General features: G+C 70.4%; 11 protein-coding genes. 6 read left to right on the forward strand and 5 right to left on the reverse strand.

Features of this window, described 5'->3' with window-relative positions; all coding sequences use genetic code 11:
* Positions 1 to 118: 118 nt before the first annotated feature.
* A complete protein-coding gene (locus ACFWY9_RS09820) occupies positions 119 to 991 on the forward strand; it encodes a TIGR03621 family F420-dependent LLM class oxidoreductase (protein WP_378338626.1) in 873 nt (290 codons plus the stop codon).
* Here the strand turns inward: ACFWY9_RS09820 and ACFWY9_RS09825 are convergent, their stop codons facing one another.
* On the reverse strand, positions 992 to 1,636 hold the full coding sequence (locus tag ACFWY9_RS09825) for an NAD(P)-dependent oxidoreductase (RefSeq protein WP_378338627.1): 645 nt from the start codon (positions 1,634 to 1,636) through the stop codon (positions 992 to 994). It lies immediately after the preceding gene.
* A gap of 148 nt (positions 1,637 to 1,784) precedes the next feature.
* The gene (locus ACFWY9_RS09830) at positions 1,785 to 2,885 is read right to left on the reverse strand and encodes a hypothetical protein (protein WP_378324446.1); all 1,101 of its coding nucleotides are present in this window, start codon (positions 2,883 to 2,885) and stop codon (positions 1,785 to 1,787) included.
* 324 nt (positions 2,886 to 3,209) lie between these two features.
* Between ACFWY9_RS09830 and ACFWY9_RS09835 the strand changes: the two genes are divergently transcribed.
* The 5 genes from ACFWY9_RS09835 (at position 3,210) to ACFWY9_RS09855 (ending at position 5,613) form a co-directional block, all read left to right on the forward strand.
* Positions 3,210 to 3,809: a 50S ribosomal protein L25/general stress protein Ctc gene (locus ACFWY9_RS09835; protein WP_378324445.1), complete on the forward strand. Its 600-nt coding sequence runs from the start codon at positions 3,210 to 3,212 to the stop codon at positions 3,807 to 3,809.
* Between the two features lie 20 nt (positions 3,810 to 3,829).
* Entirely contained in the window at positions 3,830 to 4,423 is a 594-nt protein-coding gene (gene pth, locus ACFWY9_RS09840; RefSeq protein WP_378324517.1) for an aminoacyl-tRNA hydrolase, read from the forward strand.
* A 21-nt stretch (positions 4,424 to 4,444) separates the two neighbouring features.
* A complete protein-coding gene (locus ACFWY9_RS09845; RefSeq protein WP_378324444.1) occupies positions 4,445 to 4,717 on the forward strand; it encodes a DivIVA domain-containing protein in 273 nt (90 codons plus the stop codon).
* A 204-nt stretch (positions 4,718 to 4,921) separates the two neighbouring features.
* Positions 4,922 to 5,287: a DivIVA domain-containing protein gene (locus ACFWY9_RS09850; RefSeq protein WP_378324443.1), complete on the forward strand. Its 366-nt coding sequence runs from the start codon at positions 4,922 to 4,924 to the stop codon at positions 5,285 to 5,287.
* Positions 5,287 to 5,613, forward strand: coding sequence for a DivIVA domain-containing protein (locus tag ACFWY9_RS09855; RefSeq protein ID WP_378324442.1), 327 nt, complete (start codon positions 5,287 to 5,289; stop codon positions 5,611 to 5,613). The genes ACFWY9_RS09850 and ACFWY9_RS09855 overlap by 1 nt, the downstream gene beginning before the upstream one ends.
* 37 nt (positions 5,614 to 5,650) lie before the next feature.
* On the opposite strand, the gene ACFWY9_RS09860 is transcribed toward ACFWY9_RS09855, so the two are convergent.
* The 3 genes from ACFWY9_RS09860 to ACFWY9_RS09870 form a co-directional block, all read right to left on the reverse strand.
* On the reverse strand, positions 5,651 to 7,336 hold the full coding sequence (locus ACFWY9_RS09860) for a fatty acyl-AMP ligase (protein WP_378324441.1): 1,686 nt from the start codon (positions 7,334 to 7,336) through the stop codon (positions 5,651 to 5,653).
* 53 nt (positions 7,337 to 7,389) lie between these two features.
* A complete protein-coding gene (locus ACFWY9_RS09865; RefSeq protein ID WP_378338628.1) occupies positions 7,390 to 9,186 on the reverse strand; it encodes an ATP-binding cassette domain-containing protein in 1,797 nt (598 codons plus the stop codon).
* Positions 9,187 to 9,284: 98 nt separating this feature from the next.
* Complete coding sequence (locus ACFWY9_RS09870; RefSeq protein ID WP_378338629.1) at positions 9,285 to 10,250, reverse strand: 4-(cytidine 5'-diphospho)-2-C-methyl-D-erythritol kinase; 966 nt, start codon at positions 10,248 to 10,250, stop codon at positions 9,285 to 9,287.
* Positions 10,251 to 10,416 lie beyond the last annotated feature (166 nt).

Here is a 10,416-nt window from a genome sequence, read left to right on the forward strand (position 1 = left end):
CCTTACGGGCGTCTGACGCCCGTAAGGTGGCCTTAACGGCATTTTCGTCCACTGTGGACACGTCCGCTGGGCGCGAAATCGGGCCGCCGAGGGGACGCGGGCGGCTAACGTCTGCGGCATGGGGAAATTCAGGTTCGGGATCGGGCTGCGGGCCCTGGAAAACCAGGACGAGTGGATCGCGAAGTGCCGCCGGGCCGAGGAGCTCGGGTACGACGCCATCACCGTCCCCGATCATCTCGGCAAGGGCAGGATGGCGCCGTTCCCGGCGCTCGCGGTCGCGGCGGCGGTCACCGAGCGGCCTCGTCTGGGGCCGTTGGTGTCCAACGTGCCGTTCTACAACCTCGGCCTCTTCGCCCGTGAGGTCTCGACGACGGTCAAGCTCACCGGCGGCAGGCTCGACCTCGGGCTCGGCGCCGGGCACATGAAGCACGAGTTCGACGACGCCGGGCTGCCGTGGAGCCCTGCCCGCGAACGCATCGCCTTCCTCGGCAAGAGCCTCGGTGAGCTGGAGAAACACTTCGAGGACGAAGGCGTGGAAGCGCCGCCGCTGCTCATCGCGGGCAACAGCGACGGCGTCCTCGCTCTCGCCGCGGCCCACGCCGACATCGTCGGGTTCGCGGGACTGCGTCAGGCACCGGGCAAGCCACCGGGCACGTTCATCCTCGACGACGCCGCCACGGTGGACGAACGCGTCGGCCACTTCCGCGCCAAGGCCGCTGGCCGCGAGACCGAGGCCAACATGCTCGTCCAGAAGGTGACCGTGACCGCCGACCGGCGTGCGGCCGCCGCGGAATGGGCGGCCGACATCCCGTGGCTGAACCTCGACGTCGACGCGTTGCTGGAAGCGCCGCAACTGCTGCTCGGCACGATCGACGAGATCATCGAGCAGCTCGTCGCCCGGCGCGAGCGCTACGGCTTCTCCTACATCACGGTGTTCGAACCGGCGATGGAAGACTTCGCGCCGGTCGTCACCGAGCTGTCCGGCAAATGATCAGTACGCGACAGTGAAGCGCCGCCGCGAGTGCTTCGGCTGCTCGATCTCGTCCACGAACGCGATCGCGTAGTCGTCGCCGCCGATCTTCGACGCGCCGTTCTCGTCGGCCAGCAGGACGTCGCCGCCGAGCCGGAACTTCCCGGTCCGCTCGCCCGCGGCCCAGGCACCGAACTCGGCGGCGGGGCTGACGTAGAACCAGTCCACATCGGACGGCAGCTCCCGCACCGCGGCAAGCACGTCGGCGTGGTTGCCCGCCTCGGGCTTGTACTCGTCGGGGAACTCCGGGGTGTCGATCAGCCGCGGCCCGCCCTCGGCCACGTGCAGGCTGCCCGCACCGCCGACGAACGCGAGCCGCGCGCCCTCGGCGACAGCGGCCTTCGCCAGCGACGGGACGGCGTCCAGCAGCTTCCGGCCGTCGGCGTCCTCGCGCGCCGGGGTGGCGACGACCAGCACGTCCGCGCCCTTCGCGACCTCGGCGACGAACGGCGCGTCGTGCAGCGAGCCGGCCCGCGCGGTGAAGTCACCGGAAATCCCGTCGACGTTGCGCGCGACGCCGACCACGTCGTGCCCACGCCGCCGCGCCTCGGCGCCGATCCTGCCCCCGGCGTATCCGGTCGCGCCGAAAATCACCAGCTTGGCCATCGCGTACTCCTCAATCTTGTTCGATCCAGCGATGACGCCGATGGTAGGAACGCGGATTCGGCTACTTCAACGAAAGCAACGCACCCCGGGGTAGGCGTACAGCTCAGCGCGCCGGCGCCGTCCACATGCCGGGAACACCCGTGGGAACTCAGCCGCCGATCGTGGCGAAATCCGACTGCACGGCCTGCTTGGTCTTCTCGACGTCGACCGGCGCCCGCACCTCGCCGACCGCCGTCGGCTTCGCCAGTACCCGATAGCTCGCGGTCTTGTTGGGCAGCTGGAAACGGACGTCGCAGGCCAGCGTGAGCGTGGCCTCCGGCGCCGTGTTCCCGTCGGCCTTGCAGGTCTGCGCGCCGAGCGAATCGGCGCTGACCTCGACGGTGAGGGTGACGTGCACCGAGGTCCCCTGGCCGCCGCCGACGACCGAACTGGTCAGGTCGACCGTGGTCTTGCAGGTGCCGTCGTAGTCCTTGCAGTCGAGCTTGTCGCCCAGCACCGTGACGCTGGCCCGCGCGAGCGCGTCGAGCGGCTGGCCGATGGCGCCGACCGCGGCGTCGAGGTCGCTGTGGAACTTCTTCAGCGCGTCACCGGTGATCGGCTCGACCCGCAGGTCCGTGCCGAGTTTCGCGCCCGCCTGCTGGTCGAGCAGCGCCGGGGCGAAGCTGACCACGCGGTTCGGCTGTGCCGTGGTGACACGGAGTTTGCCGAGCCCACTGCCCACTTCGTACACCTCGGTGCCGTCGGGCAGCTTGGCCCGCACCGGTTCCCGCACCTGGTCCATTGAGGACAGTGCGGTACGCAGCCCGGCGGCGACCTTCGCGGGCGCGAGCCGCGCCGCGGGGTCGAGCGGCAGCTCCGACGGCGCCGAGCGCACCCAGCTCGTGCCGAACTGCGCGCCGTCGTCGGGTCCGTGTGCCTTCCAGTAGTCGGGGTTGGCGGCCAGGTAGAGCTGCCCGGCCGCGATCGCGACCTGCACCGGCTGGCCTTCGATGGGCAGCACGCCCACCGCGCTGCCGCCCCGGGTGACGCGCCACTGCTGATCGCCCCCTGGCAAGGTGCTGCCGTAGGCCAGCGCGGGCGCCTGTTCGAGCGCGGTGAGCGCGGTGTCGACGGCCGCGCGCTGCTGAGCGCGTTTGCCGGCCAGCTGCCGATCGCCCGCCGAGAGCCCGGCACTGCCCTGCACGGCCGCCTGACAGCCGCTGAGCAGCAGCGCCAGCGCCACCACCGCGGTGCCCCATCCAGCTCGCATACCGTTCCTCCGCCGCACCGAAATCCCATCGCGGCGGCGCGCGCCACGCATGCGGATCTGTCCGTCACGCACCGGATCCCCCGGGCGTGAGGCCTGCCCGTGGCACCCACCGCAACCTACCGGTTCCCGCCTGGTTTACACTTTCCAGGTTGTCTCGGCGAGGCGGGTTCCTGCCCTGGTGCCCGGCGTGATCGACGCGGCGGCTTTGAGGCCCCCGTGTTTGTGCACGCCTGGACTCGCCGCCGAACGCAGCCGCCCCGTACAGCCCATCCCCGCGCAGCATGTTTCCACCGAACATGTTGGTGAAAGAAGGAGTGCTCAACCGTGTCCGAGGTACGTCTTTCCGTCGAGCCGCGCACCGAGTTCGGCAAGGGCGCCGCGCGTCGCACGCGTCGCGCCGGCAAGATCCCCGCGGTCCTCTACGGCCACGGCTCGGACCCGCGGCACTTCGCGCTGCCGGCGATCGAGTTCGCCCGTGTCGTCCGCGAGAACGGCAGCAACGCCGTCATCACGCTGGACCTGGAGGGCTCCGTCGAGCTCGCGCTGACCAAGACCATCGTGGTCCACCCGCTGAAGAACTACATCGAGCACGTCGACCTGCTGGTCGTCAAGCGCGGTGAGAAGATCACCGTCGACGTCCCGGTCGTCGTCACCGGCACGCCCGGCCCGGGCACCCTGGTCACCCAGGACCTCGACACCCTGCAGGTCGAGGTCGAGGCCCTGCACATCCCCGAGCAGGTCGAGGTCTCGGTCGAGGGCGTCGAGGCCGGCTCCCAGATCCTCGCCTCGCAGGTCACCCTGCCCGCGGGCGCGACGCTGGTCACCGACGCCGAGGCGCTCGTCGTCGCGGTGAACGAGGCCCGCGCCACCGAGTCCGAGGACGAGGGTGGCGAAGAGGCCGCCACCGAAGAAGCCGCCGAGTAATCCCTACTCTGTGAGTGACTGTGTCTGAAGACGTGCCGGGGGCCGGCGAGCTGGTACTGCTCGCCGGCCTCGGCAATCCCGGGCCGCAGTACGCCGGCAACCGGCACAACGTCGGGTTCATGGTGCTCGACGAGCTGGCCTCGCGGATCGGCGGCAGGTTCAAGGCCCACAAGAGCGGCGCCGAGGTGGTCGAAGGCAGGCTGGCCGGCTCCCGGGTGGTGCTGGTCAAACCGCGTTCGTACATGAACCTCTCCGGTGGTCCTGTCGTCGGCGCCGCCCGGTTCTACAAGGTCCCGGCCTCCGGGGTCGTCGTCGTGCACGACGAGCTGGACGTCGACTTCGGCGCGCTGAAGCTGAAGCTGGGCGGCGGGGACAACGGCCACAACGGCCTGCGGTCCATCACGAAATCGCTGGGCACCCGTGACTACTACCGGGTCCGCTTCGGCATCGGCCGCCCGCCCGGCCGCCAGGATCCGGCCGATTTCGTGCTCAAGGACTTCTCGACGGTCGAGCGCAAGGAGCTCCCGTTCGAGGTCGACCGCTGCGCCGACGCGGTGGAGGCGCTCGTCTCGACCGGGCTGGCCGCCGCGCAGAATGCCTTCCACGCGGGCTAAGGAAGCTGGCAACCTGGAGTCATGACCCCCGATGAAGTCCGGGGGGTCAGCTTCGGCAAGCCGCCCTTCGGCAGGAGGGGCTACAACGAGGACGAGGTCGACGCGTTCCTCGACCTCGTAGCGCAGGCGCTGGCGGGCCGGAACACGCTGACCCCGTGGGACGTGCACAACGTCGAGTTCAGCAAGCCCCCGCTGGGTATGCGCGCCTATCACATGCGCCAGGTCGACGCGTTCCTCGACGACGTCGAGGAAGAGCTCTGGCGCCTCCGGGACGCGCCCCCGCCCAGCGGCTGAACCACGTCGTCGCTGGTAGCGGCTCACGTAATCATTCTGTGATGTGCGACACAGCGCGTTCGGTAGTCCCGGCTCACTCGATGGGCGATTGTTGGCCGCCTGATCGGGGTGAGGAGTCGGGCGAGGCCTTTCGGGGAACTCTTCAAGGGTTTAGGACGGACTACGGGAATCCGTAACCCACCCCTCAATCGGAGAGAGAGTCCCATGTCGTTCACCGCCGAAGACCTCGCCGAGGTCACCTTCGGTAACGCCCCGATCGGCCGCCGCGGCTACGCCAAGCACGAGGTCGACGCGTTCATCCGGCGTATCGCGAAGACATTCGCCGAGGAGGACGACCTGACCGCGGCCGAGGTCCACCACGTGATGTTCTCGCGGCCCCTGATCGGCAAGCGCGGCTACGACGAGCGCGAGGTCGACGAATTCCTCGACGAGGTCGAACAGCAGCTGGTCACCGAAACCGGGCGGCACGTCCCCGGTGTGCCGCTCGCCCGTGTCCAGGACGAGGCGACCGACGAGCGAGCCACACCCGAAGCCCTCGAAGAGCCTTCCGAGCGCATCAAGGAGCGGTAATGGCGGTGACGGCGATCGAGGCGCGGACCATCCAGTTCGACCGCGCCCCGATCGGCACCCGCGGCTACTACGAACCCCAGGTCGACGCCTTCCTGGAGCGGGTCGCCGCGACGCTGGACGGCGACGACGACCTCACCGCCGACGACGTCCACGACGTCGCGTTCAGCAAGGCGCCACTGTCGAAACGCGGCTACGACCACGCCGCCGTCGACGCCTTCCTGCGGCTCTGCGAAACCACCCTCGCCGACAACAGCGGCAGCGGCACCTTCCACATCGCCCCGCCGCTGGAGCACACCCACAGCCGCCGGAGCTTCTGGCGCCGCTGATCTGGGGCCGACGAGCCACCCCGGGAGCGAGCCGGTACTACTCGGCGTTCTTGGCGATGCGGTCGGCGTACTGGACAGCGGTGGCGGCGCGCTTGACCTTGCCCGACGGCGTCTTCGGCAGGCTCCCGGCGGGCAGCACCACCACGGCGAACGGGCGCATGTCGACGGCGTCGCGCACACGGGCCGCGACCTCTTTGGACAGTGCCTTCTCGGCTTCGGGATCCCCGGCGAGCTTCGATTCGACGACGACCGCGAACCGCTCGCGCCTGCTGCCCGCGTCGAGCCGCACCGCGACCGCGTTCCCGGCGCGCACGCCCTCGACCGAGGTCGCCGCCCGCTCGATGTCGGTCGGGTACAGGTTCCGGCCGCCCATGATGATGACGTCCTTGCGGCGTCCGCAGATCACGATCTGCCCGTCGACCAGGTATCCGAGATCGCCGGTGTCGAGCCAGCCTTCGGCGTCCTGTGTCGCGAGTGGACCGTCCATGGTCAGGTAGCCCGGCGTCACGGCCTCGCCGCGCAGCCGGATTTCCCCGACTTCCCGTTCCCCGAGCCGGTTTCCCTTGTCGTCCACGATTTCCGCTTCGAGCCCGTCGAGCGGGCGGCCGAGCACCGCGAACGAACGCACGTCGTCGGTGCCGCGTCGCGGGTCGCCCTCGGGCACCGGCACGGCGCGGTTGTCCGCCTCCAGCGCGTCGGCCTCGACGACGTCGAGCGTCAAACCGGTGAACAGCGGCGCGAAGGACACCGCCAGCGTCGCCTCGGCCATGCCGTAGGCCGGGAAAACGCATTCCGCGGGCATCTTGAAGCGCGCCCCGGCGTCCACAAAGGTCTGCACGGCGGTCTCGTCGATGGGTTCGGCGCCGTTGAGCGCGATCCGCAGCTTCGACAGGTCGTAGGCGTTGTCGTCGTCCACGCGCGCCATCCGCCGCCCGACGATGGCGTAGGCGAAGTTCGGCGCCGCGGTCGTGGTCCCGTTGTACTTGCTGATCAGTTCGGGCCAGATCAGCGGCCCGGCGAGGAACTCGACCGGGGTGATCTTGACCAGCTCGACGCCGAAGGTCATCGGCACGGTCAGGAACCCGACCATGCCCATGTCGTGGAAGGTCGGCAGCCACGAGACCATCACGTCGACGTCGAAGTCGAACTCCGCGCGGTCGACCATGGCCTTCACGTTCGAGTACAGGTTGCCGTAGGTGATGCGGACGGCCTTGGGCTCGGCGGTCGAGCCGCTGGTCAGCTGCAGCAGCGCCGTGTCGGACTCCTGCGTCGGCACCACCGCGTCGAGCGGCCGCGCGTCCGCGAGGTCGGTGATCAGCCGGAACCCGATACCGTGCTCGGTGAGCACCGGCGCCAGCTGGTCGAACGGTTCGCCAAGCAGCACCAGGTCGGAGCCGATCATGCGCAGCACGCGGACGGTGTCGGCGGCCCATTCGGCGAGGTCGGTCCTCGGCGTCGGCTGGTGCAGCATGGTGACGCTGCCACCCGCCAGCCACACCGCCTGCACGGTCGGCGCGATCAGCGCGGGGGCGGCGGCGAGCACGGCGACCGCGCTGCCCGGCTTCATCCCGCCTTCGACCAGCCCACCGGCGACCTTCAGCGCCTGCCGGTGGATGTCCGCCCAGGTCCGCCGGACGGGCTCCTTGGGCTCCCCGGTGACCATCCCGCGCTGCTGACCGCGCCCCGCCGCGGTGGCGACAAGCGTGTCCACGAACCGACTCATGCCGAGCAGATTACTGTCTGCCCGTCACGACCCGCCCGCCAACCGGCAATCCGCTATTCGAGCGTTTCGGACGTCTCCAGCCAGCGGGCCTCGACGTCGCCGATCTCCGCCTGCACGGCCTTCAGCTCGGTGTTCAGTTCCATCAGCCGCGCCGGGTCGGTCGCCGCCTCCAGGAGCACCGCGAGGATCTTCTCCTCCTTGCCGTGCAGCTGATCCAGCTTCCGTTCGAGCCGCCCCAGCTCCTTCTGCGCCGCCCGCACCTCGGCCGCGCTCTTCTTCGCGGCCGCCTTCTCCTCCGCCGCCGTGCCGTGAAGGCCCCCTTCCCGGCGTCCAGCGCCGGTAAGGAGTCCTTCACGGCCGGACTCCCGCCGGGTGAGGTACTCGTCGATGCCGCCGGGCAGATGCGTCACCTTGCCGTCGCCGAACAGCGCGACCGTGGTGTCGCAGACGCGCTCGACCAGGTACCGGTCGTGCGAGACGACGACCATCGTGCCCGGCCACGAGTCGAGCAGATCCTCCAGCTGCTGCAGGGTGTCGATGTCGAGGTCGTTGGTCGGCTCGTCCAGCAGCAGCACGTTCGGCTCGGCCATCAGCAGCCGGCACAGCTGCAGCCGCCGCCGTTCCCCGCCGGAGAGATCCTCGACCGGCGTCCACTGCCGGGCGGCCGGGAAGCCGAGCTTCTCCCCCAGCTGCGAGGCCGACATCTCCTGCTTGCCGAACACGACCCGGCTCGCGACCTGTTCGATCGCCTGGAGCACCCGCAGGTCACCGGGCAGGTCGTCGAGTTCCTGCCGCAGATGCGCCAGCCTGACGGTCTTCCCTTCGACCCGGCGGCCGGTCTCCGGTTCGACGTCGCCGCCGAGCAGCTTCAGCAGCGTCGTCTTCCCGGAGCCGTTGACACCGACGAGACCGATGCGGTCGCCGGGGCCGACGCGCCAGGTCACGTGGTCCAGCAGCGTCCGATCGCCGACCCCGAGCGTGACGTCTTCCAGTTCCAGCACGGTTTTCCCGAGCCTGCGCTTGGCGAAGGCCAGCAGTTCCACCGAATCCCGCGGCTCCGGGACGTCGGAGATCAGCGCCTCGGCCGCTTCGATGCGATACCGCGGCTTCGACGTCCGCGCCTTCGCACCGCGCTGGAGCCACGCGAGTTCCTTGCGTGCCAGGTTCTTCCGCTTCTCCTCGGCCGTCGCCGCCAGCCGCGCGCGCTCCGCGCGAGCGAACACCCAGTCCGCGTAACCGCCTTCGTACTGCTCGACGCGGCCGCCCGCGACTTCCCAGGTGAGCGTGGCGACGGTGTCGAGGAACCACCGGTCGTGGGTCACGACGACCACCGCGATCCGGCGGGCCAGCAGGTGATCGGCGAGCCAGCGCACACCTTCGACGTCGAGGTGGTTGGTCGGCTCGTCGAGCACGACGAGGTCGAGTTCGCCGGTCAGCGCAGCCGCGAGCGACACGCGGCGGCGTTCGCCACCGGAGAGGTTCGCGGTCGGGGTGTCCAGCCCGATCGCGGTGATCCCCAGACCGTCCACAATGGAGCGGACGCGGGCGTTGGCGGCCCATTCGTGCTCGGCGCCGTAGCGGGCGAGCACGACGTCACCGACGCTGCTGCCCTCGGGAAGTTCGGTCCGCTGGGTCACCACGGCCATCCGCAGGCCCCGAACCTGGCTCACCCGCCCGGAATCCGGCTCGCTGATCCCGGCGAGGACCTCCAGCAGCGTCGTCTTGCCACCCCCGTTGAGGCCGACGACACCGATGCGCTGCCCTTCGGCCACACCGAGCGAAACCCCGTCCAGCAGCGGGCGCACCCCGTAGGACTTGCTCACCGACTCCAGGTTGACCAGGTTGGCCATCCGATCAGCCGATCCTTTCCACTACGCGAAAATCTCGTCCGACGGCAGGCGCCGTCGCTATCCACAAAGGACGTCCACTCCGGACACCCAGGTATGTCTTACGCGTGCACTCTCGGCGGCGCGGGCCGCGGGGCGTCGTCCCCGCCGACCAGCCGCGCACCGGGCACCGGGCCGTGCGCGACCCGGACCGTGCGGCACACCCCGGCACCGGACAGCTCGGCCGCGACCTCGACCACGGACTGCGCGTCGGCACACAGGAACGCGCACGTCGGCCCCGAACCGGACACCGTGCCCGCGAGCGCGCCGGCGTTGACCCCGGCCCGCAGCGTCCGCCGCAGTCCCGGCCGCAGGGACACCGCGGCCGCCTGGAGGTCGTTGCCGAGCAGCAGCGCGAGCTGCCGTGGATCGCCCGAGGCCAGTGCCTCGACCACCGGCGTGTGCGAGCCGATGCGCGGCGGCTTGCCCTCGGCACGGAGCCGGTCCAGCTCGCCGAACACCCGCGGCGTCGACAGGCCGCGCTGGTCGAAGGCCAGCACCCAGTGGAACGTGTGCCGCGCCAGCACCGGCACGAGCTGCTCGCCGCGGCCGGTGCCCAGCGCGGTGCCGCCGTAGAGCGCGAACGGGACGTCGCTGCCGAGCTTGGCCGCGATCTCGGCCAGCTCGTCGCGGGTGATGTCCAGCTTCCACAGCGACGCCAGCCCGACGAGGGTGGCCGCCGCGTCCGCGCTGCCCCCTGCCATCCCGCCCGCGACCGGGATGCCCTTGCGGAGCACGATGCGGACCTTCGCCTCGGCCCCCGGCTTCCCGACGTGCGCCGCCAGGGCCTGGGCCGCGCGCCAGGCGAGGTTGCTGGCGCCGGTGGGCACCGAGCCCTCACCCTCGCCGTAGACCTCGATACCCGGCTCTTCGGTGGCCATGACGGTCACCTCGTCGGTCAGCGACAGCGCCTGGAAGACGGTGACCAGCTCGTGGTAGCCGTCCTCGCGCAGGTCGGAGACCGAAAGGTGCAGGTTGACCTTCGCGGGAACGCGAACGGTCACTGGGGGCGGTACAACGGCGAGCACATGCCAAGCCTACGTGGCCTCGCCGGGAACGCTCGCGGAAGGAGAACGCACGACACGGTCTGCGCCCCGTAACGAAAAGGTCCGCCGGGCCTCCTGGCGGAATATCACACATAACCGCCGCCACACCAGATTCGCGGGGGAGAAGAGGGCGCCGCCCCCACTACCC

Source organism: Amycolatopsis sp. NPDC059027 (assembly GCF_042739735.1).
Classification (GTDB): domain Bacteria; phylum Actinomycetota; class Actinomycetes; order Mycobacteriales; family Pseudonocardiaceae; genus Amycolatopsis.